This window comes from Candidatus Moraniibacteriota bacterium (assembly GCA_035390125.1).
Lineage (GTDB): Bacteria > Patescibacteriota > Minisyncoccia > Moranbacterales > GWC2-37-73 > DAOOTD01.
On record DAOOTD010000001.1, the window covers coordinates 1 to 24430 of the forward strand.

The 24430-nt window shown below is 33.2% G+C and carries 26 protein-coding genes; 25 read left to right on the top strand and 1 reads right to left on the bottom strand.

Going from position 1 to position 24430, the window contains the following annotated elements:
- Positions 1 to 288: 288 nt before the first annotated feature.
- From PLR68_00005 to rpsI, 25 genes are all read left to right on the top strand, one after another.
- Positions 289 to 1008 (top strand): hypothetical protein, encoded by a 720-nt coding sequence (locus PLR68_00005; GenBank protein ID HOW60126.1) that lies wholly within the window; start codon positions 289 to 291, stop codon positions 1006 to 1008.
- Between the two features lie 134 nt (positions 1009 to 1142).
- Entirely contained in the window at positions 1143 to 2192 is a 1050-nt protein-coding gene (locus PLR68_00010) for a deoxyhypusine synthase (GenBank protein HOW60127.1), read from the top strand.
- A complete protein-coding gene (locus PLR68_00015; GenBank protein ID HOW60128.1) occupies positions 2179 to 2721 on the top strand; it encodes an SET domain-containing protein in 543 nt (180 codons plus the stop codon). Before PLR68_00010 ends, PLR68_00015 begins: the two co-directional genes overlap by 14 nt.
- Positions 2718 to 4433, top strand: a complete 1716-nt coding sequence (locus PLR68_00020) for a HAMP domain-containing sensor histidine kinase (GenBank protein HOW60129.1) — start codon at positions 2718 to 2720, stop codon at positions 4431 to 4433. Before PLR68_00015 ends, PLR68_00020 begins: the two co-directional genes overlap by 4 nt.
- Before the next feature lie 107 nt (positions 4434 to 4540).
- Positions 4541 to 5338, top strand: coding sequence for a response regulator (locus PLR68_00025; GenBank protein ID HOW60130.1), 798 nt, complete (start codon positions 4541 to 4543; stop codon positions 5336 to 5338).
- 11 nt (positions 5339 to 5349) lie between these two features.
- Positions 5350 to 6750, top strand: coding sequence for an aspartate--tRNA ligase (gene aspS, locus PLR68_00030; GenBank protein ID HOW60131.1), 1401 nt, complete (start codon positions 5350 to 5352; stop codon positions 6748 to 6750).
- 37 nt (positions 6751 to 6787) lie between these two features.
- A complete protein-coding gene (locus tag PLR68_00035) occupies positions 6788 to 7984 on the top strand; it encodes an MFS transporter (protein HOW60132.1) in 1197 nt (398 codons plus the stop codon).
- Between the two features lies 1 nt (position 7985).
- On the top strand, positions 7986 to 8693 hold the full coding sequence (locus tag PLR68_00040; protein ID HOW60133.1) for a segregation/condensation protein A: 708 nt from the start codon (positions 7986 to 7988) through the stop codon (positions 8691 to 8693).
- A gap of 19 nt (positions 8694 to 8712) precedes the next feature.
- Complete coding sequence (gene scpB, locus PLR68_00045; protein ID HOW60134.1) at positions 8713 to 9267, top strand: SMC-Scp complex subunit ScpB; 555 nt, start codon at positions 8713 to 8715, stop codon at positions 9265 to 9267.
- Positions 9268 to 9277: 10 nt separating this feature from the next.
- Positions 9278 to 10342 (top strand): hypothetical protein, encoded by a 1065-nt coding sequence (locus tag PLR68_00050; GenBank protein ID HOW60135.1) that lies wholly within the window; start codon positions 9278 to 9280, stop codon positions 10340 to 10342.
- A gap of 25 nt (positions 10343 to 10367) precedes the next feature.
- The gene (locus PLR68_00055) at positions 10368 to 11474 is read left to right on the top strand and encodes a phospho-N-acetylmuramoyl-pentapeptide-transferase (GenBank protein ID HOW60136.1); all 1107 of its coding nucleotides are present in this window, start codon (positions 10368 to 10370) and stop codon (positions 11472 to 11474) included.
- Between the two features lie 25 nt (positions 11475 to 11499).
- The gene (gene pgk / locus PLR68_00060) at positions 11500 to 12531 is read left to right on the top strand and encodes a phosphoglycerate kinase (GenBank protein HOW60137.1); all 1032 of its coding nucleotides are present in this window, start codon (positions 11500 to 11502) and stop codon (positions 12529 to 12531) included.
- A 52-nt stretch (positions 12532 to 12583) separates the two neighbouring features.
- Positions 12584 to 13879, top strand: a complete 1296-nt coding sequence (gene eno, locus PLR68_00065; GenBank protein HOW60138.1) for a phosphopyruvate hydratase — start codon at positions 12584 to 12586, stop codon at positions 13877 to 13879.
- A 21-nt stretch (positions 13880 to 13900) separates the two neighbouring features.
- A complete protein-coding gene (locus PLR68_00070; GenBank protein ID HOW60139.1) occupies positions 13901 to 14923 on the top strand; it encodes a carbohydrate kinase family protein in 1023 nt (340 codons plus the stop codon).
- A gap of 15 nt (positions 14924 to 14938) precedes the next feature.
- Positions 14939 to 16201: a cell division FtsA domain-containing protein gene (locus tag PLR68_00075; GenBank protein HOW60140.1), complete on the top strand. Its 1263-nt coding sequence runs from the start codon at positions 14939 to 14941 to the stop codon at positions 16199 to 16201.
- Between the two features lie 46 nt (positions 16202 to 16247).
- On the top strand, positions 16248 to 18152 hold the full coding sequence (locus tag PLR68_00080; protein ID HOW60141.1) for a hypothetical protein: 1905 nt from the start codon (positions 16248 to 16250) through the stop codon (positions 18150 to 18152).
- Positions 18153 to 18392: 240 nt separating this feature from the next.
- Positions 18393 to 18617, top strand: a complete 225-nt coding sequence (infA, locus tag PLR68_00085; protein ID HOW60142.1) for a translation initiation factor IF-1 — start codon at positions 18393 to 18395, stop codon at positions 18615 to 18617.
- Between the two features lie 7 nt (positions 18618 to 18624).
- Entirely contained in the window at positions 18625 to 18738 is a 114-nt protein-coding gene (gene rpmJ, locus PLR68_00090; GenBank protein ID HOW60143.1) for a 50S ribosomal protein L36, read from the top strand.
- Positions 18739 to 18773: 35 nt separating this feature from the next.
- Positions 18774 to 19160: a 30S ribosomal protein S13 gene (gene rpsM / locus PLR68_00095; GenBank protein ID HOW60144.1), complete on the top strand. Its 387-nt coding sequence runs from the start codon at positions 18774 to 18776 to the stop codon at positions 19158 to 19160.
- 112 nt (positions 19161 to 19272) lie between these two features.
- Positions 19273 to 19674, top strand: coding sequence for a 30S ribosomal protein S11 (gene rpsK / locus PLR68_00100; GenBank protein HOW60145.1), 402 nt, complete (start codon positions 19273 to 19275; stop codon positions 19672 to 19674).
- A gap of 43 nt (positions 19675 to 19717) precedes the next feature.
- Positions 19718 to 20353, top strand: coding sequence for a 30S ribosomal protein S4 (gene rpsD / locus PLR68_00105; protein ID HOW60146.1), 636 nt, complete (start codon positions 19718 to 19720; stop codon positions 20351 to 20353).
- Positions 20354 to 20441: 88 nt separating this feature from the next.
- A complete protein-coding gene (locus PLR68_00110) occupies positions 20442 to 21407 on the top strand; it encodes a DNA-directed RNA polymerase subunit alpha (GenBank protein HOW60147.1) in 966 nt (321 codons plus the stop codon).
- 1 nt (position 21408) lies between these two features.
- Positions 21409 to 21774 carry a 50S ribosomal protein L17 gene (gene rplQ / locus PLR68_00115; protein ID HOW60148.1) on the top strand — a complete coding sequence of 122 codons (366 nt, stop codon included), beginning with the start codon at positions 21409 to 21411 and terminating at the stop codon, positions 21772 to 21774.
- Positions 21775 to 21800: 26 nt separating this feature from the next.
- Positions 21801 to 22190, top strand: a complete 390-nt coding sequence (rplM, locus tag PLR68_00120) for a 50S ribosomal protein L13 (protein HOW60149.1) — start codon at positions 21801 to 21803, stop codon at positions 22188 to 22190.
- A 4-nt stretch (positions 22191 to 22194) separates the two neighbouring features.
- The gene (gene rpsI, locus PLR68_00125; GenBank protein HOW60150.1) at positions 22195 to 22818 is read left to right on the top strand and encodes a 30S ribosomal protein S9; all 624 of its coding nucleotides are present in this window, start codon (positions 22195 to 22197) and stop codon (positions 22816 to 22818) included.
- Positions 22819 to 22869: 51 nt separating this feature from the next.
- On the opposite strand, the gene PLR68_00130 is transcribed toward rpsI, so the two are convergent.
- Positions 22870 to 24366, bottom strand: a complete 1497-nt coding sequence (locus PLR68_00130; protein ID HOW60151.1) for a hypothetical protein — start codon at positions 24364 to 24366, stop codon at positions 22870 to 22872.
- Positions 24367 to 24430: the final 64 nt, after the last annotated feature.

Here is a 24430-nt window from a genome sequence, read left to right on the forward strand (position 1 = left end):
AAGGTATAGTTGTAGACAAAGGTCATCCAGGCAAAGAAGAAAAACATATTCATGGTATAGTGGAGATAATTGCACGTAAATGCTAGTAGGTAATGTGGCGATGCTTGCTTTATTTTATTTAATTTTAACGGTCACCTTCTGGGAGATGTAGAAATTTTTATAAAATGGCTTATTTAAGCCAATGTATTATATACATAGTTGACAAAACATGTTTTTAGGTGTATACTTAAACATTGGTCAATAATGGCCAATAGAACAGTAATTTAAAAAATCATAGGAGGTGTCGTGATGAAGCGGTTAGCAAGATTGGCCGCGACTCTCGCGGCATTTGTTGTTTTTCAGATTTTACTTGTTATCTGGATTTTTCATCCAGAAACCGAAGCGGGTCATTATTTGAAACTTTTTGCTGGTTGTTTAATAACAGCGATATTTTCAAATGGTTGGGGTTTTTGGCTGGAATATGGGCAGGCAACAATTTATGGCGCATGGTCAGTACTGAAAGTTGTCGTATTTGCCTACCTGGAAATAAAAGAAAAAGAAAGTAAAAGACAAATTGCGGCTAAAACAACAAAGACTGCAACTAAATGGGTAGCTTATTTTTTGTCAGATTGGGGTGTTGAAATTATTATAGTTTCAACAATAGGGGCACTAAAGTATTATAATTGCTCATGGAATACAATGTTTTTAGTTGCGTGGGCACTTGATGTTTTAGTGGCTTTAACTTTTATTTTTATTAGCCAAAATATTGTTGATGATTTCATTCTGATGGCAGCATATAGAAGATCTTTTGATGCTTTATATGAAATTAATAAACAAGCTGGAGGAATTTTTTTAGGCTACAGCTTAATAAAATTCAGCCTCTGGGATGGCTCGGAGGTTGCAACTATGTTCTTCAATCGCGAATTGAACACTACTATGAAAAAAGTATTAGCTGTAATGTTCTTTTCTGCAATTAGAATATTATTATTAGTCAAGATTTTTAATCTTGGCTATGATGTTTTAAAATGAGGGTTCTTGATAATCTTATCTCGAACCCTTTTTTATTTGGTTGCTAAATTAATATTATTTTTATATAATTATAAATATTGAATTAATTGAAACATTAAATCAAAAAGTAAAATTTTTTTAAATCAAATAAGCAAATGAAGAATAGAAAAGATTTTTTGAAAGAGACAATAAAACATATCGATATAAAGGAAATAGATACAACAAAAATTGTTGAAGCAATGAAAAGCATGTCTTTTTCTGCTAGAGACCTTGCTAGATCAGCTGAATTATATGACAAAATGCTTTATGATAAAGATTGTACGGTTATTTTAGCTTTATCTGGGAGCACTAGCGCAGCAGGTTGTATGCAAGTTTACGTTGATATGGTTAAAAATAATATGGTTGATGCAATAGTAGCTACCGGAGCAAGTGTTGTTGATATGGATTTTTTTGAGGCACTAGGATACAAACATTACAAAGGAGATGTAGATGTTGACAATGCTGAACTGGGAGAACTAGGTATTGATAGAATATATGATACATATACAGATGATAAAGAACTCGAAAAATGCGGTTTTGTTATAGCAGAGATAGCAGATAATTTAGAAAAAAGACCTTATTCTTCAAGGGAATTTATTTGGGAAATGGGTAGATTCTTAGAAAATAACCCAAATATAGCTAAGAAAAAAGACTCATTAATTCAGTGGGCCTTCAAGAAAAATATTCCTATATTTTGCCCAGCCTTCTCTGATTGTGCTGCCGGATTTGGATTAGTGAAACATCAGACAGAAAATTTAAAAAATCATCTTACTATAGATTCAGTGAGAGATTTTAGGGAATTAGCTAAACTTAAAATGAATACTAAAGAAACGGGAGTAGTTATTATAGGTGGAGGTACTCCTAAAAATTTCTTACAAGATGTTGTTGTTTGTACTGAATATTCAGGAAAGTTTATGCCAAGGCACAAGTATGCTATTCAAATTACCGTAGCTGATGTTAGAGATGGAGGATGTTCAAGTTCTACATTCAAAGAAGCTCGAACATGGGGAAAAGTCGAATTGGACAATGAACAAATGGTTTACGCCGAAGCAACATTAGCTTTTCCATTGATTGCTAGTTATGCTTATCATAAAGGCAATTGGAAAGGAAGAGAAGATAAAAAATTATCAAATTTATTTTTAAAGTCAGAAAATGAAAAAAAATAGAAGAACTTTTTCTTGGATTAGTCCAAAAGTAGAGACAAGAAAAACTGCAAATAAAGGAGATGGAATTTTTGCGAGAGAAGACATAAAAAAAGGAGAAATAATTGCTATTTCGGGTGGTTTTATTCTTACTTCAGAAGAATGTGAAAGGTTACCTATAAAATTACAGGACTATTTTTATCAAGTTGAAAAATTTTTTTATATTGGACCAAAAAACTTTGATCTATTAGAAGATAATTATAAATTTAATCATAGTTGTGAACCGAATGCTGGTAATAAAGGTCAGTTAACATTGGTTTCGATGAGAAAAATAAAAAAAGATGAAGAAATTACGTTCGATTATGCACAAGCGCATTATCACGTGAAAGGAACAAAGCCGTGGAAAATAAAATGTGAATGTGGAAAAAGTACTTGTAGGAAAATCGTGACAGAGGATGATTGGAAAATACCTAGGTTGCAGAATAAGTATAAAGGATATTTTGTTCCTTTCATTGAGGAAGAAATTAAAAAAATAAATAAAAAACAAAAATGAGCAACATTTTGTGTCCAGGCGAATATCCAAATTTTTTAATATTATCTAGTGATGTGCCGTTTATTTTGTATTATGCATTAATACCTGGGATGCTGATTTCTTTGCTTTTAGGTTTTTTTGTTTTATATAAAAGAAAAAATGAATTGGATTCTAAACTACTCTTTTTAGTTTCAATAGCGTTTTTTATTTGGGGATTTTTTGCTTTAGTGTTATTCGCGACAGTAGAAAGTAGAAGTGTTATATTTTTTTGGTCTCTGACAATATTAATAGAGCCACTCATTTATATCCTTAGTTTATATTTAACTTATGTTTTTATATACAAAAAAGATATTTCTTTTTTAAAAAAGGGTATATTATTTTTATTGCTATTGCCGCTTATAGTGCTTGTTCCAACAAAATTTAATTTATTGGGAGTCAATGTAGCTACTTGTGATGCTATTGAAGGTCCACTTGCACTCTATTATACTTATTTTTTGGAAATAATTTCTTCTTTCTGGATAATAATATTATCAATAATAAGATACAGAACATCAAATGATTATAAAGAAAAAAATAAAATTATATATTTTGCAATTGGTATTTCCATTTTTCTTTTAACTTTTTCTTCTGGTAATATCATTGGTAGTTTTACTTCTGATTGGGTATCTTCTCAATATGGATATTTCGGTATGCCAATATTTATGGGTTTTCTTGCTTATATTATCGTTAAATATAAAGCATTTAATATTAAACTTATTGGTGCACAAGCTCTAGTTATAGGATTGATTATTCTTATTGGTTCGCAATTTTTATTTATAAAAAACACAGCAAGCATAGTTTTAACAGGAATAACACTTGTATTGGTAGGCGGAATTGGCATAGCACTTATTCGTTCAGTAAAACTTGAAGTGGAGCGTAAAGAAATGTTGCAAAAAATGGCCGATAGTTTAGCTGAAGCAAACGATCAATTAAGAGTTTTGGACAATGCCAAGACTGAATTTATTTCTATTGCTTCTCATCAGCTTAGGACTCCTGTTACAGCCATCAAGGGATTTTCATCGCTTCTTATGGAGGGATCATATGGTGAAATGAGCAATACGATACGCGGGGCCATTGAAAAAATATATGTTTCCAGTGAAAACCTTGCCAATCTCATTGAAGACCTGTTGAATGTTTCACGTATTGAATCAGGCAGAATGACATTTTCATTTGAAAATGCCAATATAGGTAAAATGTTGAGTGACCTTTATGAAAACTTCCTGATTCTTGCCAAATCAAAGAAGTTTTATCTTGATTTAAAACTGCCAAAGGATCCGATACCTGAATTTAAAATGGATTTTAATAAGGTGCGTGAATTAGTTTCTAATTTTATTGACAATGCCTTGAAATATACAGAAAAAGGGGGAGTAACCATAAGCGCAGAAATTAGAGATGAAGGCGTGATCATAGATGACAGGGGGTTTGTCAAAACCGAAGAAAAATCGTCGTATGGAAAAGTTGTCAGGATCACAGTTTCTGACACGGGGATAGGAATACCTAAGGAAGAAATACATTTTCTTTTCAGGAAATTCTCACGAGGCAAAGATGTGTCGCGTTTACATGTCAGTGGTACTGGACTGGGTCTTTATGTCGGCAAGGCTATTGCCGAAGCCCACCATGGGGCAGTTTGGGTAGAATCGGATGGGCCAGGAATGGGAAGCAGATTTATGATTGAAATACCGATAAACAGTTAAATATATATAAAATATCAAGACTTCAAAATAGCAACCATAAGGTTGCTATTTTGTCTTATTTTAGGTACAATAAGAATGTCTTAAATTTTTTATTTTCAAACAAAAATATGTCAAAAATACTCCTTGTTGAAGATGATCCGATGATTGTTGAAATATACAAAAAAAAGTTCGAATCGGTCGGACTGGAAGTTGTCAATGCAACCACTGGTAAAGAGGTCTTGAAATTTGCGGCAGAAAGCGATTATGACCTTGTACTTTTGGATATGGTGCTTCCTGAAATGAGCGGCATGGACGTTTTAAAAGAGCTTAAGATGAGCGGTAACTACAATCCTGACCTGAAAGTTTTCATTTTTAGCAATCTCGACAAGTCTGAATATGAAGAAGAAACAAAAAATAATGGCGCAGAAGGCTTTATTGGCAAAACTGAATTTACCCCGTCACAATTAGCCCAAGAAATTCTCAAGATTTTAAATAAATACGGAGAGCAAAAAAAAAATAAAGAACGCATCAACGGGAAAGGAAAAAACAGTGCCAGTAAAAACAAAAGGATATTATTCATAGAGGATGAAAAAATTTTTCTCGAGATGTTCGGGAAAAAACTGGAAGATGATGGGTATACAGTTGAATATGCTCAAAATGGAGCATGGGGAAGCCGGATGGCAGCCGAAAATGAATATGATTTGATCATAACTGATATGGTAATGCCGGCCATGGGCGGAGACGAAATAATTCATCGCATAAAAATGGATGACAAAACAAAAGATATTCCGCTTATCGTGCTTTCTGCATCTGTATCTGATGAAAACAAAAAAATGGTAGAAGACATGGGTATTACAGATTTTTATGAGAAAACGAAAATTGTTCCCAGTGATATTTCAAGAAGAGTGGCTGAATTATTGAAATAAAAAATAATTTTATGCAAAGAATTAATATAATTGAAACGCCAAAATTTATCGGACAAGAAGTTAAACTTGCCGGCTGGGTTCATGTGCGTCGCGATCATGGAAAAATTATTTTCATAGATCTGCGCGATTCCAGCGGAATTCTCCAGACAGTTGTGATTCCGGATTATGTTAAAGTTTGTGATACAGCCAAAAAACTTCGCAGTGAATTTGTGATTGAGATGAAGGGCGTTGTAAAAGAAAGGCCAATGAGTGCCAGGAATGAAAAATCTCCAACAGGAGGAGTTGAATTAGAAGTAACTGCTATAAATATTCTTAATGAATCGAAAACTCCATCTTTTGAACTGACAAAAAGCACTGCTGAAGTACATGAAGATATAAGGTTAAAATATCGCTATCTTGATTTGCGCACAGAAAGAATGAGGAACAATATTTTAATGCGGAGCAAGATCATTAATTTTATCAGGAACTTTTATTCCCAAACAGGATTTATAGAAGTTGAAACTCCTATTTTGACCAAGGGAACGCCTGAAGGTTCGCGTGAATATATTGTTCCATCGCGTATTCATAAGGGCAATTTTTATGTGCTTCCGCAATCACCACAGCAGTTCAAGCAGCTATTGATGATTTCTGGAATTGAAAAGTATTTTCAAATAGCAAAATGTTTCCGTGATGAAGATCAGCGTGGCGATCGTCAGCCGGAATTTACACAGCTTGATGTTGAAATAAGTTTTTCTACCCAGCAGGAAATCATGCATATTTATGAAGAATGCATGATTGCGCTGGTAAAAGAAATTTATCCAGAGAAAAAAATCAAGCGGATTCCTTTTCCTGTTATTACCTATAAAGAATCTATAGAAAGATATGGGAATGATAAGCCAGATATGCGAAATGATAAAAATGATCCTAATGAGCTAGCCTTTTGTTGGGTGGTTGATTTCCCTATGTTTGAAAAAAATGATGAAGGAGAAATCGGATCTTCACATCACCCTTTCACGGCGCCACTTGATGAAGATATTGAATTGCTTGAAAAGAAACCACTCGAAGCTCGTGCTAAAGCTTACGATATTGTCCTAAATGGATATGAAATTGGTGGTGGCAGTGTCAGAATTCATTCCAAAGAATTACAGCACAAGATTTTTGAAATTTTAGGATTAAAAGAAGAAGATATACAATTACGTTTCGGGCATATGCTAGAGGCCTTTACTTTTGGTGCTCCGCCACATGGTGGAATGGCAGCCGGGCTTGATCGCTTGGTTATGATATTGCAAAACGAACCGAATATCAGGGAAGTCATTGCTTTTCCTAAGGATGGTGAAGCTAAGGACTTAATGATGGGATCCCCAAGTGAATTAGATGAAAAACAACTTTCCGAGGCTGGAATTAAAATTGCAAAGCAAAAGAAGACTATTTAATTGCTTTTTAAAATAAGTTAAAAACAAAACATAAATAATGGTAAAAGTTTTTGAAAAACACATTGAACATGTGGACAAAAAGAAATTAAAACTTTTGGGTTTTATTTCTTTTTTATTTGGGTTTTCCCAGGCTGTTTTGGTTTATGTAATTGCTGATTACTTCAGAGAATCTTTCGGTTCAAGCAATGTCAGCATTTTTTATTTCATAAGTTATGCGGTGGCTCTAGTTGGCGTTTTAAATATGCATAAAATAATCAAACAGTTCGGAAAAGCAACGACCATGTTTATTTTTTTATTTTTTCAGGTTTGCAGTGTGACTTTTCTTATCTTCACCCAGCCTTCACTTTTAGGAGTTTTTCTTTTAATGTCTTTCATAGTTTCCAGCTATTTAGCCTGGGTGGTTCTTGATATTATGATAGAAAGCTATTCTGAAGATAAAAAATCTGGGCGTATCCGCGGAATACATCTAACCATTCTTAATGCAGGGTTTTTAGTGGGTCCGCTTATTTCTACTCAAATTCTGGAAAAATTTGGATTTAATGGTTTATTTTTTCTTTCCATGATAATAAGCATGTTTATGTTCATGGTTGCGCTGCTTGGTTTGCGTAATATCAATCAAAGATTTTCTCAAGATCTGACGATTCGTGACTTATTCAAAAAAATATTCGTGAATTCAGATGTCATGAAAATATATTCAATTTCCCTGGCTTTAGAGTTTTTCTTTGCGCTTATGGTGGTTTATACTTCTTTGCATCTGCTTGAGCTAGGCATGTCTTGGTCTAAAATTGGTGTTATTTTTACAATAATGCTTTTACCTTTTGTTTTCTTTGGATATTTAGTCGGTTTTTTGGCTGATAAAAATTTTGGAGAAAAAGAAATGATAATTTTAGGGCTGGTCATAATTATGTTTTCTTCAGGCAGCATTTTTTTTATTTCATCAACTTCTGTTTGGGTATGGGGTATCATTTTGTTTATAACCCGTATAGGGGCGACAATCATAGAAACTTTGCGTGATTCTTATTTTTATAAAAAAATAGACGGCAGAGATGTTGATATTATAAGTTTTTTCAGGACTACCCCTTCAGTGGCTTACATTTTAGCCACGGCTATTTCAGCTATAATATTAATATTTTTCCCATTGAAATCAGTTTTTTTAATAGTCTCATTTTCTGCCTTTTTGGCGCTTTTTGTCGCGGTCAAATTGGTTGACAATAAGGCCGAAAAAGAAATTTAGTATGCATAATTACCAAATTAAAACTGAAAACTTTGAAGGCCCACTAGATCTTTTGCTACAGATGACAGAAGACCAAAAGCTTGATATAACCAGAGTTAGCTTAGCAAAAATCGCTGACCAGTATTTGGAATATGTTGCCAATGCCCAAAATATAACACTTGGACATCTGGCTGATTTTTTGTCTATAGCTTCTAAGCTTATTCTGATAAAATCAAAAGCTTTGCTTCCTTTGCTTGAATTTACAGAAGAGGAAGAAGCAGAAATCAAGGATCTGGAATATCAATTGGCAGAATACAAAAAATTCAAAGAAGCTTCAAAAAAAATGGGCTTGCTATATAGTTGTCCAAAGGAAAGTTTTTCTAGGGAAGGATTTTCCGGAAGAGGCGTGTTTTTTTTCCCTCCAGAAAACATTAACGTAGATGATTTAGCAAAAACATTTTCTAGAATACTAGGAGAAATACCAATAGCAGATAAACTTGAAGAGGAAATGGTAAAGGAAATTCTGACATTGGAAGATAAAATTATTCATTTGCAGAACACTCTGCAGGAAAAGGTTGAAACTTCTTTTTCGGAACTCGTGTCTAATGCTAAGGACAAGGTAGAAATTATAGTTTCATTTTTGGCGATGCTGGAATTGATTAAACAAAAACTAATCCATGTCGAACAGAACGAATTGTTTTCCGAGATACACATGAAAAACATAGAATAAAAATTATAAATAAAAAAATATGGAACAAGAAAAATTACAGTCGATAATAGAAAGCATTTTATTTGTTAATGGTGAACCGATTAAAAAAGCAAAATTATTCAAAATTTTATCAGAGAAAGTTCAGATTGAAGATATAGAGAAATGCATAGAAAATATTTCGGAAAAATATTCAAAAGCAGAAAGTGGTTTGACTTTAATAAAAAAAGATAATGAAATTCAGCTAGTTTCAAATCCAGAAAACGCCCAATACATCGAAAGCTTGGTTAAAAGCGAACTGCAGGATTCTCTTTCCAGTGCGGCGCTGGAGGTTGTTTCGATAATTGCATACCGTTCTCCTATTTCAAAGGCAGAAATTGAGGCTATTCGTGGTGTTAATTGTTCTTATACCTTGCGAAATTTGCTTTTACGTGGCTTGATTGAAAGAAATAGTGATCCTAGGGATGGCAGAAGCTATGTATATTCGGTTTCCTTTGATTTCCTTAAAAAATTAGGCGTTGATGGCGTGAAAAAACTCCCGGAATATGATACACTTTCAGTAGACGAAAGGATTAATTCTATCATTAATAACGAGTAATAAAAAGACTATGGCAATGTGGGCTACAATTTTGATGATTGTAATTTTTCCATTGAATTCTTTCTTGGTCATGCAGGAAATTTTTTCTGTTGGAGAACAGACTAATTTTAAATCGGGTAGCCACAGTATTCAGTCTGAAGTAAGGGGTGTGGAATCTTCTAAATCTAAAGAGCCTAAAAAAACCAAAGCTCAAGCTGTTGATTATCCGGAATATCAACCTACAAGGAAAGATGGAATAAAAGATCTCGTGGTTCCTGGAGCACATGCTTCAGTGGTTATTGATGCTGATACTGGAATAGTTTTGCATGATAATAATGGCAAACAGCAGAGACAAATAGCATCGCTAACAAAAATTATGACAGCATTATTGGTAGTGGAGAAAGTAAAAAACCTAGATGAAGAAGTCGTAATTGATGAAGAAGCAATTTATGCTGATGGAACAAAAATAGGTTGTCCTCGTAGCGGATTTTGTAATGGACAAAGATTAATGGTTGGAGAAAAAATATCTGTTAAAAATCTTTTAGAGGCAGCATTATTAAATAGTGCAAATGATGCAGCCATAGCACTCGGAAAACATATTTCTGGTTCACAGGATGCATTTGCTGAACTCATGAATAAAAGAGCTAAAGAACTCGGCCTTGTTGATAGTCATTTTTGCACTCCTTCTGGGTTGGAACCTGATGGACGTGAGTCAGAGTGTTATTCTTCCGCCTATGATATTGCTAAAATAACTGCTTATTCTCTCAGGTATAATGAAATATGGAAAATATTTAATTTTTCGCAGGACAATCCAATATCAATCTGTTCAACAGACGGAAAAACCGAACATGATATTCTAAATACTGTTTTAAATATTGTACAAATACCGAATGCTTTGGGTTGTAAAACTGGGTTTACTCCGTTGGCTGGCCGCTCGCTTCTTGCAGTCGTTTCAGATTCAACTAAAAAGCATCGTGTTGTAGCAGTTGTCTTAGACGATAACACGCGCTGGCAAGATGTAAAAAATATGACGAGTTGGGCATTCGATTCATATGTATGGAACCATATTAATAAATCTGAAGTAAGCAAACTTTAATTTTTCACAATCCTGCATAAAATATATGGAATTTGCTCAAATTCAAACAATTCCTGAAGCAATAAATGTATTGAAAATTTTTGCTACGGGCTTAATTGCCTGCATTTTAACATTTTTAATTACTCCACTTTGGACCCATATACTTTATAAATATAAAATAGGCATCAAAATAAAAAGTACCGATGTAAATGGGGAAAAATTGAATTTTATAAATAAATTACACGCTGAAAAGGCAGGAACTCCAACAATGGGTGGAGCTGTGATTTGGATTGCAATTTTAATTTTAGTCTTTTCTTCGCATTATATCTTTCCTTGGATTGCAAAATATTTGAATATAAATTTTATAGCCCGGCTTGATTTTCTAAGCCGCTCGCAGGTCTGGCTTCCTCTTTTTGCCCTTACTGCCGCCGGCGTATTGGGATTTTTTGACGACATTATGAGCGTACGTGGGTGGGGGAAAAATAAGGGCGGAGGCATGCGTTTTATAATGCGTTTTGGATGGCTATTAGTTATTGCGGCATACGGATCATGGTGGTTTTTCTATAAGTTAGGATGGGACACTATTCATATTCCAGCAGTGGGAGATTTTTCTATAGGTTTTTGGTATATTCCTCTTTTCATTTTTGTGATTCTATTTTCTGCTATTTCTTCAAATGAAACCGATGGATTAGATGGCCTTAATGGGGGAGTTCTGCTTATGGCATTCTTTTCCTTTGCCATAATAGCTTTTATGCAGAATAAAGTTAACTTAGCCTCATTTTGTGCAGCTTTAGCGGGTTCTATACTTGCGTTTCTTTGGTTTAATATTTATCCTGCCCGTTTCTTCATGGGAGACACAGGAGCGGTTTCGCTTGGAGCAACATTGGGTGTTGTGGCGATGCTGACCAATTCAGTCCTGGTTCTTTTTGTTATTGCATTTTTTTACATTTTGGAGTCAGGAAGCGTAACTATACAATTATTGAGTAAGAAATTTTTTCATAAGAAAGTTTTTTTAGCCGCCCCAATCCATCATCATTTTGAAGCCAAAGGCTGGCCGGAAGCTAAAATTACAATGCGCGCTTGGATTTTTACTATGATTACGGCGCTTTTGGGAGTCTTGATTGCAATTTTTGGAATGGGTAAAATTCACTAACCTTAAATTAATAAACTTAACTGAAATGAAAAAAATACAAGAAGCTAATCTATTTAACAAAAAAGTTATACTCAGGGTTGATTTTAACGTGGCTGTTAAAGACGGAAAGGTTAAGGAGGGATTCAAAATAGAAGCCGCCAAGGAAACACTTAATTATCTTCTCGAAAAAAAATGTAAAGTAGCTATGGTTTCACATTTCGGACGACCAGAAGGTAAAATTAATCCAGAATTATCCTTGCGGCAAATAAAAAATGATATAGAAAATATATTAGAAACTAAAATTTTTTTCATTGGAGACTGTCTTTCGGAAGAAATAAAAAACAAACTTAATGATTTGAGTGCAAATGAAATTTTGCTTTTAGAAAACGTGCGTTTTTATGAAGGGGAAGAAAGTAATGAAAAAGATTTCGCACGAAAATTGGCTAACAATTTTGATGTTTTTATTAATGACGCTTTCAGTGTTAGTCATAGGGATCAAGCCTCGGTTACTGGAATCACTAATTTTTTGCCCAGCTTTTCGGGCTTGAGGTTGCAAAAAGAAATTGAAGAAATGGAAAAGATAAAGAATAATTTTGAAAAACCTGCCATAGCCATAATAGGCGGCGCTAAAATAGAAACAAAATTGCCCGTTATAAATTTTTTTGAAAATAAATATGACCATATTCTGGTAGGTGGAAAAATCGCCAATGAAGCTTTAGATAAGAAAATTGAATTTAGCGACAAAGTTATTTTGCCAATCGATTTTGTAGATGACAGATTGGACATAGGTCCAAAAACATTAGAAATATTCGAAGAATTTATAAAATCATCCAAAACAATTGTTTGGAATGGGCCAACTGGAAAATTTGAAGAAAAAAAATATTCCGTAAGTTCCGATAAAATACTCCAAACTATTTTAGAAAGTAAGGCTTATGTTGTTATTGGAGGTGGGGAAACCCTTGAAATTCTTGAGAAAAAAAATGCTTTAAATAAAGTAAATTTTGTTTCAACTGGCGGAGGAGCTATGCTTGATTATCTTGGAGGGAATAAAATGCCTGGAATTGAGGCTCTAAAATAATATTTATGCTATAATAATAAAAATCAGATTTAATTTTTAGAAAAATAAAAAAATGCCAAAAATTTCTAAAGTTTATGCAAGAGAAATATTGGATTCTAGAGGAAATCCAACTGTTGAAGTAGAAGTTTCATTGGATAATGGAATCAGCGCTGTTGCAGCAGTTCCTTCTGGTGCCTCAACCGGCAAATTCGAAGCTCTTGAACTGCGGGATGGAGATGAAAAGAGGTATGGAGGTCTAGGAGTTCTTAAGGCTGTAGAAAATGTTAATAAAAAAATTCAGAACAAGCTTATTGGTAAAGATGTTTTTGATCAATTTAAAATTGATAAGATAATGCTGGATTTTGATGGAACAGAAAATAAATCAAATCTGGGGGCTAACGCTATTTTGGGAGTTTCACTTGCAGTATGTAAAGCTGCGGCTAAAAGCGAGGGTTTACCTCTTTATAAATATATTAATAAAATTTCAAAAAGCAGTGAGAAAATGAAAATCCCGGTTCCTATGTTCAATGTTCTCAATGGGGGAAAGCACAGTGATAGCGGGTTAAGCATACAGGAATTTAAAATTATTCCGACAGGCATCAAAAAGTTTTCAGAGCAGCTTCGTGCTGGAAGTGAAATTTTCCATACACTAAAAAAAATTATTGAAGCTACGCATCAAAGCAGCGGTGTCGGGGACGAAGGAGGTTTTTCTCCCAAGCTGGAAAGCAATACCCAGGCGCTTGAAATGATAAACCAGGCCATAATTAAGAGCGATTATAAACTAGGCGCCCAAATCAATCTTGGAATAGATGCTGCAGCGAGTAATTTTTATGATGAAGAGGAGGGGAATTATACACTGAAACCAGAAGGCGCTCATTTGGAAAAAGAACGTCTGGTTGCAATGTACCGCGAGTGGATAGACAAATATCATGTGGTTTCCATAGAGGACGGCCTAGCAGAAGATGATTGGCAGGGGTGGGCGATGATGACCGATAAGATTGCAAAAAAACCAATCCTAGAAGGTATTGCAAAAAATATTTTAAAACAAAATTTGCTTATCGGAGACGATTTATTAGTGACGAATGTGAAAAGAGTCGAACGCGCTATCAAAGAAAAAGCCTGCAATGCTGTTCTTATTAAAGTTAATCAAATTGGAACACTTAGTGAAACTCTAGACTGTATAAAATTAGCCAAGAAAAACAAAATGAAGGTTATGATTTCTCATCGTAGCGGAGAAACAACGGATGATTTTATTGCTGATTTGGCAGTCGGAACTGCAGCTGAATTTATAAAGTCAGGATCACTTTCGCGTGGTGAAAGACTTTGTAAATATAATAGATTGATGAAAATAGAAGAAGAAATAAAGTAATTTTTTTAAATTTATTGGGTTATGAAAATTATTTGTATCGGTTCGTCTACTAAAGACGTATTTTTTCCAATAGATGGGGGATTGATAATGGAAACGCCGGAAGATTTAGAGGCCCAAAGAAAAATCGCTTTTGAATTAGGAGCCAAATATCAATTGGCTAATGTTCGCCATGAAGCCGTTGGCGGTTGTGCTGCAAATGTAGCTTGTGGTTTAGCACGCCTAAGCATTAAATCTTTTTGCTGTACTCGTGTGGGTAATGATCAATCAGGAAAATGGATTAAGGATGAGTTAAAAAAGGAAGGTGTTGAAACAGACTTAATCCAGACAGATGAAAAGTGTCAAAGCGATCTTTCATTTATCTTAGATCATCTTCCTAGTGGAGATAAAATTATATTTTCTGATCGTGATTCTAATGAAAAACTTGAAATACTCACGGAAGAAATAGAAAGAGTAGATACTAAATGGATTTTTATTAGTTCACTTAATGGAAATCAAGAAGAAAGTTGGGAAAATAAAATTGATAAGATATTGAAAATAGCTAAAGAAAATGATCTGAAGCTAGCTTTTAATCCGGGACAGAAAAATATTAAAAAAGATCCGCAAAAAGTTGTTGCAGCAGCTGGACAATCCCAGATCCTTATTGTCAATAAAGATGAAGCAATTGAAATTATATCATCAATAACAAAATCATTGGATAATGAGCTTAATGACGAAATTTTTTTGGTTAAAAAAATAAAAGAATTAGGGATGAAAGTAGTTGTTATTACTGATGGTATTAGAGGAGCATGGGGATTTGATGGAGATCAGATTTTACATGTAGACGCACTTGTAAGAAAGGCTGTTGATACAACTGGAGCAGGAGATGCATTTACAGGAGCATTTCTAGCGGCTCATTTGAAAGATAAAAGCCTTGAAGAAGCTTTAAAATGGGGGATTATAAATAGTAGCAATTCTGTGACTGAATATGGCGGACAAAAAGGATTGCTATCGCAAGAAAAAATTGAAGAATTAATTTCACAAGTTAATATAGAAAAATTGTTATAATATATTGTTTGTCTTATGGGTCTTTTTTCTAAATTATTTTCTAAAAATAGTGCAGGTTATTATTTAGCGCTTGATATAGGCACTGAAGTTGCCAAAGCGCTTGTTTTTGAGATTGATGTTCAAGAGAAAAAAGTTACAATTATTGGTGTTGGAAAAGAAAGACAAAAAAGAGGCAATATGCAAAGCGGAGCTGTTTCTGATATTTCAGGTGTTATAGAAACATGCCAAAGCACAATAAATAAAGCGCTTAAGGATGCAAAAATTAAAAAAATAAAAAAAGCAGTTGTAGGTATTGCCGGAGAATTAGTGAAGGGCACAACCACTACTGTTCATTATGAACGAAGAAAACCCGATTCCCGTATTGATTTTTCAGAATTAAAAAATATAATCCAAAAAGTTCAAATGAAAGCTTACGAACGGATTCAAGAGCAAATTTCTTGGGAAACGGGACAAGATATAGATGTGAAACTTATTAATGCAGCAATTGTAGATGTACGCATAGATGGATATCAAGTAAATAATCCAATTGGATTTCAAGGTAGGGATGTTTCTGTTAGTATTTTCAATGCTTATGCCCCGATGATTCATCTAGGGGCGTTACAAACTATAGCTGATGAATTAAGGATAGATCTTTTAAGTATTTCCGCTGAGCCTTATGCAGTTGCGCATAGCATTGATTATGAAGATGTTTTGGATTTTAATGCTATATTTATAGATGTCGGAGGAGGCACAACTGATATTGCAGTTGTTCGAAATGGAGGTTTGGAGGGTACGAAAATGTTTGCATTTGGGGGAAGAGCATTTACAAAAAAATTAGCCCAAGAACTAAGAATAGATTTTGATGAAGCTGAGGAGCTTAAGATAAAATATGCCGAAGGGAAACTTGGCAGTGATGTAAGTTTTAAAATAGAGCAAATCCTGCAAAATGACTGTTCGGTTTGGCTTAGTGGTGTAGAGCTTTCACTTTCTGAATTTTCAGATAGTGATGTTTTACCCTCAAAAATACTACTATGTGGAGGAGGGTCGGGTCTTCCTGGCATTAAAAAAGCATTAGCTTCTCCTGATTGGTTAAAAAATTTGCCATTTGCTAAAATTCCAGTGGTTAATTATTTGCAACCAAGGGATATAACTAATGTTAGGGATAATACAAATGAGCTAAAAAATCCTCAAGATGTTACGCCTATGGCGTTGTCAAATTTAGTCTTAGACATAAAAGGTGAAGAAAAAATAATGGCAGGAATATTAAGAAGAATTCTGTATTCAATGCAAGATAGATAGCTAAGTGAATTGTCAATTTTATTAAGTTTAAAATTAATATTATTTTATGCATCATACATTTTATATAGATATTGATGACGAAATTTCATCTGTGATAGATAGATTGAAAAAATCAATGGCGAAGAATAATTATTTTGTTGTACCCCCAAGGGCTCTCTTTATGCAGAGTATTGTTAATTTAAAATTATTAAAGCGCGAAGCTGATAAATGCGGTAAAAAAGTTATTATTGTCACGCAAGATGAGCTTGGTTCTTCAATGGCACAAAGAGCAAGTATAGAGGTTAGGCCAACATTAGAAGGTCTTGAGCCTGTTTATTTAGAAAATACAGAAGAAGACTATTTTGAATATAATGAATCAAATCTGGATGAAAATAATATGATCACTAAAGAAAATAAAAGCAAACAAGTACGTCTTAGTAGTATAGGCTCTAGCGATTTTTATGATTTATCTTCTGATTTTGAAAATAAAGAAAATAAAAATATAACTGCAAAATCTCAATCAAGAAAAGTGATTATAAATCCAGCTAATCACATTCATAGGCCTGAAAAAAATGCAAAAAAAGTAACTGTTGATAATTTAGTGCATCAGAAAGTCCCCCAAGATAAGTCTTATAAAAAAAATCAACCAATATTTTTTTTGGACAAGTCTTCCAAGGGCATTAATTATGATATTTTTCAAAAAAAACATCATAATACTGAAAAGCTGGATTCTTATAAAGAAAAAACTTTGGAAAAGATATTTTCTTCTTTGTCGCATGAAAAAGTTGAACCCGTTGTTCATAAAACTAAAAAAATTGGTAAAAAATCTAAAAAAATATTTGTTATTTTTATGTTGCTTTGCTTGATAATACCATTAAGTGTTGCAGCTTATCTTTTTTTGCCCAGTGCTAAAATAAACATAATACCAGATATCAGAAAAAATAAAATTGAAACAAATATTCATGCTTCAAATTCAGTACAGGCAGATGATAAAAATATCCCTATTCGCATAATAGATAAAACGCATGAAATCAGTTTGCCATATGATGTTATGGGAAAAAGTTCTACTTCCGGTAAAAAAGCGAAAGGAAGCGTTGTTATATACAATGAATATAGTTCATCTCCTCAAACTTTAATTGCTACCACTAGGTTAGAATCACCAGACGGAAAGATATTTCGTCTTACAAAAAATGTAGTTGTTCCTGGTACTACTACAATAGGAGGATCATTACAGCCAGGTGCCATAGAAGCTGAAGTTATAGCTGATCAATCAGGAGCTGAATATAACATAGAAGAAACTAGATTTACAATACCTGGATTTTCTGGCGGACCGAAATTTGACAAATTTTATGCAAAATCATCTGTGCCAATGACAAATGGTGCTTCAAGTGGTGGCGATGAGCCCTTTGCCCTAAGTCAGCAGGATATTGATAATGCGAAGACGAAAACTGAAGCTGCTATAAAAGAAAAAATCAGCGAAATTATTTCAAGCGAACTTCAAGAGGGCGAAATTGCATTACCTCAGGCAGAAAAAATAACCATAACTAAATCCATATCAGGAACAAAAATTGGTGATATAGTCAATTCATTTAATTATAATGTCCAGGCGTCTGTTCATGTTCTTGTTTTTTCAGAAAATGATGTTAAAAAAATAATAAAACAATCACTAAGTGGCCAATCCCAAGATTTTGCTCAGGAAATATCAAAAATAGAATACGCTAATGTTGAGGCAGATTTTGATAATTCCTTGCTTAATTTAAAGGTCCTTGGAGAAATAAAAAATATTCCGAATATAGATATTGAAAAAATTAAAAAAGAAATGCTTGGTAAAAAATCAGATCAACTTAAAGATGTCTTTAAAAAATACCCATATATAAAAAATATAAATATTGAATTTTGGCCATCATTTATTTCTCACATTTCACAGTATAAAAGTAGGATTGAGGTGCAGATTGATGCAAGCAGCCAGTAAACTAGATTAATAGTTTTTATTTTTAAAAAGTGGCTTTATAAAAGTAAAAATTGTATTAAAAATACAACACTTATATTTACAGTTGACAAAAAAATGGTATTTTGTTAAGATTGCTGTACGTTTTTAAAATAGTTTAATAGTCTATCCAGATAGAGGTTTTTACTATTTGATTTTTCACGAATGAGGATAGTTTTCTGGAAGTAACCCCCTCTATTTTTATGTTGTAAAGTAAACCAAAATATGCCGTTAAAACAAGAGAAGGAAATAATAAAAATAGAAGGTGTTGTTATAGAAACACTGCCAAGTACTACGTTTAAGGTGCGTTTAGATAATGGGCATGAAGTCCTTGCGCATATTTCTGGAAGAATGAGGGTTAATTATATAAGATTGCTGCCGGGAGACAGGGTATTAATGGAAATGAGTCCTTATGATTTAACTAAAGGTAGAATAACACAGAGAATATAATAAATTTATGAAAGTAAGAGCATCGGTTAAAAAAATATGTGCTAAGTGCAAAATTGTAAAGCGTAAAGGAAAGGTTTATGTTATTTGTAGCACTCCAAAGCACAAACAAAGACAAGGATAACAAGTATTTTTTTTATTTATTAATTTTTTTAGTTTATGGTACGTATTGCTGGAATAAATCTTCCCGATGAAAAGATAATAGAGGTGGCTCTAACTTATGTTTATGGCATAGGACCTTCAACGAGTAAAAAAATTTTAAAACTTCTGGATATAGATCCTAAAACTAGGACAAATTTGTTATCAGGTGCAGACGCAAATAAATTACGTGATGAAATAGAAAAAAAATATAAAGTTGAAGGAGAATTGAAACATGAAGTAAAAACTAATATTAAAAGACTAAAAGAAGTTGGAAGTTATCGCGGTATTAGACATGTGCGTGGTTTGCCAGTGAGAGGGCAAAGAACGAAAACTAATAGCAGAACAGTCAGGGGAAATGTTCGAAGAACAATGGGAAGCGGACGAAGGACAGAATCTAAGACTTAAAAATAAATTTTCAATCTTTATAGAATATATGGCAGACGAAATTAAAAAAAACGAAGAAACCAAAGAAGCGGTTCCTGAAATCAGGGGAGTTGTTGAAAATGAAAATGATAAAATTGAGGAAAATTCAGAAACTGAAATAAAAAAGAAAAAAAAGAAGATTAAGCGACAAATTAGCAAGGGACAAGCGCATATAAAATGCACCTATAATAATACAATGGTGATGATTTCAGACATGAACGGAGCGATGATAGGGTGGTCGAGTTCTGGATTATTAGGATTTAAGGGTGCCAAAAAAGCTACTCCTTATGCAGCGACACAGGTAGTACAGGATGTTACCGAAAAAGTGAAAAAATATGGAGTACAAGAATTAGAAGTCTTTGTTAAAGGGGTGGGTAGTGGCCGAGAATCAGCTATAAGATCTTTGGTGAATCGAGGATTCGATCTTGTTTCCATCAAAGATGAAACACCGATTCCTCATAACGGATGTCGTCCAAAAAAACCGAGAAGAGTGTAAGTTTATAGGTCTTAAAATTTTAAAAAATTTCAATATATAAGATATGGCTAGAGGTTTATTAGGATCAAAATGCAAAAAATGTCGCAGAGCATCAGAAAAGCTCTTTCTTAAAGGTGACAGATGTGACAGTGCAAAGTGTGCTATTGCTCGTCGTCCATACGCTCCAGGAGTTCATGGAAAAAACATGTCTAGGGGTTTAAGTGAATATGGAAAACAACTTGCTATGAAGCAAAGAATAAAGCGCATGTATGGTGTACTTGAAAAACAATTCAGGAAACATTACAAAGAAATTGAAAATAAGCCGGGAGTTACTGGAGATCTTCTCATGGAACGTTTAGAAATGCGGCTGGATAATATAGTTCGCAAAATAGGATTTGCAAATTCTCCTATCCAAGCTAGGCAGCTTGTTACTCATGGATTGTTTACTATTAATGGCAAAAAAAATACTATTCCTTCTTATCGAGTTAAGGTAGGTGATGTTATTGGCATAAAAGAATCAAAAAAAGAAAAACCTTATTTTAAGAACCAAATTCAATTAATACAAGCTAAGAAAAATTTTCCTCGCTGGATACAGTTTGATATATCGAAAATGGAAGGTAAAATTATTGCATCAATAACTCGTGAGGACATAGGAATACATGTAGATCCTCAGATGGTTGTGGAGTCATATTCGCGCTAATGATTATATTTTTTGTTTTTATTAACTTTTTTAATTAATAACGAATTTTTCGTGGAATATCCCATGGATTATCCGTTAAAAAGAGGATATGAATACAGTGTCACTTCCTCAAAATCCAAAATTTACTCCTATTAATGATAAAAGCGGTAAATTTGAAATTCTAGGATGTTATCCGGGTTATGGTATGACTATTGGAAATGCTATAAGGCGAGTTCTTTTGGCATCTTTAAAAGGTGCGGCAATCACGTCGGTAAAAATAAAAGGGATTTCGCATGAGTTTTCCACAATTGATGGGGTAATGGAAGATGCAGTGCAGATAATTTTAAATCTTAAAAAAATAAGATTTAAAATGTATGATGACGAACCAGTAAAAGTTAGTCTTAAATTTAAAGGAGAGGGAAGGGTAACAGCAAAAGAAATTAAATGTCCATCAAGCGTGGAAGTCGTTAATAAAGATCAGGTTATTGCTACAGTAACCGATAAAAAAACAGAACTCGAAATGGAATTCGAAGTTTCAACTGGCTTGGGATATGTGCCAATTGATCAACAGCATAGACCAGAAAAAGAGATTGGAGTTATTGCTATTGATGCAGTATATACCCCCATACAAAGAGTGAATTATGAAGTGGAGAATATGCGTGTTGGAAAAAGAACAGATTATAATAAAATTACTCTTGAAATTGTAACTGACGGAAGTATAACTCCCGAAGAAGCCTTTAAAAAAGCTGTTTCTATATTAGTTGAGCAATTCTCAGTTCTTGGAGGAATTGAAGTTGCTGAAGAAACAAAAAAAGATGAAGTTAGCGAAACTGAATTATCGGAGGAAAAACAAGAAATTGAAGAAAACATTGACCCTTTAAAAATAAAAGTTATTGATCTGAAAAATCTTTCAACCAGAACATTAAATGTTCTTGAGGCTGGAAAAATTATAAAAGTAAAAGATATTATAAAAAATAGCGAGGAAGAGCTTCGTATGCTGGAAGGTATGGGAGATAAAGGAATTAAAGAAATAAAAAAAGCTATTGGAGAATTTGGGCTAACTTTAAAGCAATAATATGAAACATTTAGTCAGGGGTAGAAAATTCAGCAGGATAAAAAAACAGAGAACAGCACTTATCAGAACATTGTTGGGTAGCTTAATTATGAAAGAAAAAATAACTACAACAGAGGCAAAGGCTAAGGAAATAAAACCAATAATGGATAAGATTATAACTAAAGTCAAGAAAATGTCTGTCAGTAAAATAAAGAAAGTAGCGATTATAAGAGATTTAAGAAAAGAATTGCCTGTTGTAGCTATAAAGAAGTTGTCTGGAGATTTCTCTAATAAATTTTCAGGACGTAACAGTGGATATACTCGAATTGTTAAAATAATGCAGCGAAAAAGTGATGGAGCCAAGATGGCTGTTATTGAATTTGTGTAGAATAATTAAAAATTAGCAGGAATACTATGAAAAGACAAAAACATCTTTTTGATGCACAAGGAAAAGTACTGGGACGCTTAGCGACTGAAATTGCTAAGATTCTTGACGGTAGGAATAAAACTGATTATATTCCGAATATCGATGGTGGAGATTTTGTTGTTGTTATCAATGCAGACAAGGTGCTTACTACTGGTAAAAAATTAGAAAAAAAAATGTACCATCATTTTAGTGGTTATCCTGGTGGAATATCATCTATTTCTTTGAAAAATTTGCTCAAAAAAGACCCAAAAAAAGTTATACAAAATGCAGTATACGGAATGCTTCCCAAAAATAAATTAAGAGAAAAGATGATGGCCAGGCTTTATGTATATTCTGGTATTGAACATAATCATAAAAATATTGAAGTAACACATTAAAAATATGGCAGTAAAAAAAGTAGATAAAACCAAGAAAACAGCTGAAACTGTTAAAAAGAACAAAAAAACCAGGCCAAAAGCTGGTAAAATTGTTGGGATTCCAAAAGAAATAAAAAAAACTTCCAGCAATAATTCATATAGCGATGTAAATGGGGGAGAAGTAATTAAGGAGAAAGCAGTAAGAGAAGTAAGAAAAGAAAGTGTTGAAAAGACTACTAAAAAAAATAATGAAAAATATTTTTACGCTTTAGGACGCCGAAAAGCAGCTGTTGCACAAATTCGTCTTTTTGAAAATAATAAGTCAACCGAAAATGATATAATTATAAATGGTAAAATTTTTAGTGAATATTTTCCTGCCTCTTCTCTTCAAGTCAATTTATTAACCCCGCTTAAAGCAGTTGGAATGGAAGATAAGGTTCGCATTATGGCTATTGTAAGAGGAGGAGGTTTTAATGGACAAGTTGAGGCTGTCAGGCTAGGAATTGCTAGAGCTTTAGTTAAATATGATGATAAACTCAAGAAGACATTAAAAGATCTTAAGCTTTTGACACGTGACTCAAGAAGAGTAGAAAGAAAAAAAGCTGGGCTCAAGAAAGCCAGAAAGAGTCCGCAATGGGCGAAACGTTAAAAATTTTAAAAAACACCCAACAGGGTGTTTTTTAATTTCCAAGCAAAAGATCTATTCATTTTTAATGCTTTCTTGTGAATTATTAGGCAACATTTTTTGTAAGATTGCCTGAAGTTCTGGAAAATAAATTGAGTAAAGAATATTGTGTCCCTGGTCATTCTTTTCAGTAAAATAAAGTTTTTCGTCTGTAAAATCGTTTACCATAATAGAACTATTTCCGTTAAGATTTAGCACATCCATTATATTTCGATTGTCGCGATTATCAATTTCGATTAATTTTATTCTATTGTTATTTGTGAATAAAACATGTTCGTAATCAGCAGTCCATTGTGCTTTTTGGATATGATCAGATGAATAAGTTAAAGATGTAAGTTCATCTTCATTTCTTGTTGGTTGTTCTTCCCATTTGCGCATAAAATAGACTGAAATTTCTTTGTCTGTCCAAAAAAGGAGTTTTTTCCCATCGTCAGAAAATTGAGATCCATAGACATTATCTGAAAGTTTCTTAAAATAGGTGGCTGTTTCACCTTTATTATAAATATATAAATTACGGCTTTTATTCAAAAAAACAATTCTGTATTCGTCATATATGATTATTTGATATGAATTATCACTCATATTTTCAGGACTTGATGTAGTAATTTGTTTAGGGTTATCTGTGTTATCCAAGCTTTTTTTATATACAATACCCTCGGGAAGTTGAAAATAAAACAAATAATCAGAGTTCATATCATAACTGGCAATATGCTCTGATATGATTTTTTTGTCTTGGATATTATTTGTATCTAAATTATATAGTTTATCGTCAGACATAAAAAACAGAACATCCTTATTTCTTGAGTCCCAGCGAACGCTGGAAAGATTGTTTATTCCAGATATATCTTTAAGATTAAGAGCTTCTTTAGTGTCTATTGTAACTATGAAATAATTTTTTTCCCCATTTTTTATAACGGGTATAATAATCTTATGAGCCTGAGGAGACCATTCAATATTTTCCTTATCATCCTGAGTAAAAATACAATCATTTGAATGAAAAACCTCTAGTATTTCTTTTGTTTCTGTATCGAGAACCTTTACAAAAAAATCATTTTCCGTTTGTTGAGTAAATGCTGCTATATTCTTATACGGCGATATGAATAATTTTTCAGCTTTTTCATTTTTGTAATTTTCACGCACATAAGAATCTTGGGCTAAAATAATATTCCAGAATTCAGTAGAAATTCCACTGTGGACGGATATTTTTTTTGACCATGATTGATATCCGGAAGCCCTGAGTTCAAGAAAATGTTCTCCAGGCGTGATTCCATTAATATGATAGGATTTATTTATAATACTGAGCATGTTTGGAGGCATTAATTTTCCATCTAAATATACATCAACTGTTTTTGGAATTGTTTTCAATGTCAATGACCCTCCATAAATGAAGATACCTTTTTGAAAACTAAACCTATAACCGAAAGTATATCCGATAACTATGGCTGAAATAAGCCAAAAAAGGACAAACAGCGTCCAAAAAAAGATTCTTTTAGATATCTGAAATTCGTTCATAATAAGGCTTATTATATGTCTACAATGATTTTTTGTCTATAACGATGCTTTTATATTTTTTAAA

Bases quoted from the DNA above. Each gene is read 5' to 3' on its own strand.
- PLR68_00005 (HOW60126.1), top strand. From the start codon at position 289: ATGAAGCGGTTAGCAAGATTGGCCGCGACTCTCGCGGCATTTGTTGTT.
- PLR68_00010 (HOW60127.1), top strand. From the start codon at position 1,143: ATGAAGAATAGAAAAGATTTTTTGAAAGAGACAATAAAACATATCGAT.
- PLR68_00015 (HOW60128.1), top strand. From the start codon at position 2,179: ATGAAAAAAAATAGAAGAACTTTTTCTTGGATTAGTCCAAAAGTAGAG.
- PLR68_00020 (HOW60129.1), top strand. From the start codon at position 2,718: ATGAGCAACATTTTGTGTCCAGGCGAATATCCAAATTTTTTAATATTA.
- PLR68_00025 (HOW60130.1), top strand. From the start codon at position 4,541: ATGTCAAAAATACTCCTTGTTGAAGATGATCCGATGATTGTTGAAATA.
- aspS (HOW60131.1), top strand. From the start codon at position 5,350: ATGCAAAGAATTAATATAATTGAAACGCCAAAATTTATCGGACAAGAA.
- PLR68_00035 (HOW60132.1), top strand. From the start codon at position 6,788: ATGGTAAAAGTTTTTGAAAAACACATTGAACATGTGGACAAAAAGAAA.
- PLR68_00040 (HOW60133.1), top strand. From the start codon at position 7,986: ATGCATAATTACCAAATTAAAACTGAAAACTTTGAAGGCCCACTAGAT.
- scpB (HOW60134.1), top strand. From the start codon at position 8,713: ATGGAACAAGAAAAATTACAGTCGATAATAGAAAGCATTTTATTTGTT.
- PLR68_00050 (HOW60135.1), top strand. From the start codon at position 9,278: ATGGCAATGTGGGCTACAATTTTGATGATTGTAATTTTTCCATTGAAT.
- PLR68_00055 (HOW60136.1), top strand. From the start codon at position 10,368: ATGGAATTTGCTCAAATTCAAACAATTCCTGAAGCAATAAATGTATTG.
- pgk (HOW60137.1), top strand. From the start codon at position 11,500: ATGAAAAAAATACAAGAAGCTAATCTATTTAACAAAAAAGTTATACTC.
- eno (HOW60138.1), top strand. From the start codon at position 12,584: ATGCCAAAAATTTCTAAAGTTTATGCAAGAGAAATATTGGATTCTAGA.
- PLR68_00070 (HOW60139.1), top strand. From the start codon at position 13,901: ATGAAAATTATTTGTATCGGTTCGTCTACTAAAGACGTATTTTTTCCA.
- PLR68_00075 (HOW60140.1), top strand. From the start codon at position 14,939: ATGGGTCTTTTTTCTAAATTATTTTCTAAAAATAGTGCAGGTTATTAT.
- PLR68_00080 (HOW60141.1), top strand. From the start codon at position 16,248: ATGCATCATACATTTTATATAGATATTGATGACGAAATTTCATCTGTG.
- infA (HOW60142.1), top strand. From the start codon at position 18,393: ATGCCGTTAAAACAAGAGAAGGAAATAATAAAAATAGAAGGTGTTGTT.
- rpmJ (HOW60143.1), top strand. From the start codon at position 18,625: ATGAAAGTAAGAGCATCGGTTAAAAAAATATGTGCTAAGTGCAAAATT.
- rpsM (HOW60144.1), top strand. From the start codon at position 18,774: ATGGTACGTATTGCTGGAATAAATCTTCCCGATGAAAAGATAATAGAG.
- rpsD (HOW60146.1), top strand. From the start codon at position 19,718: ATGGCTAGAGGTTTATTAGGATCAAAATGCAAAAAATGTCGCAGAGCA.
- PLR68_00110 (HOW60147.1), top strand. From the start codon at position 20,442: ATGAATACAGTGTCACTTCCTCAAAATCCAAAATTTACTCCTATTAAT.
- rplQ (HOW60148.1), top strand. From the start codon at position 21,409: ATGAAACATTTAGTCAGGGGTAGAAAATTCAGCAGGATAAAAAAACAG.
- rplM (HOW60149.1), top strand. From the start codon at position 21,801: ATGAAAAGACAAAAACATCTTTTTGATGCACAAGGAAAAGTACTGGGA.
- rpsI (HOW60150.1), top strand. From the start codon at position 22,195: ATGGCAGTAAAAAAAGTAGATAAAACCAAGAAAACAGCTGAAACTGTT.
- PLR68_00130 (HOW60151.1), bottom strand. From the start codon at position 24,366: ATGAACGAATTTCAGATATCTAAAAGAATCTTTTTTTGGACGCTGTTT.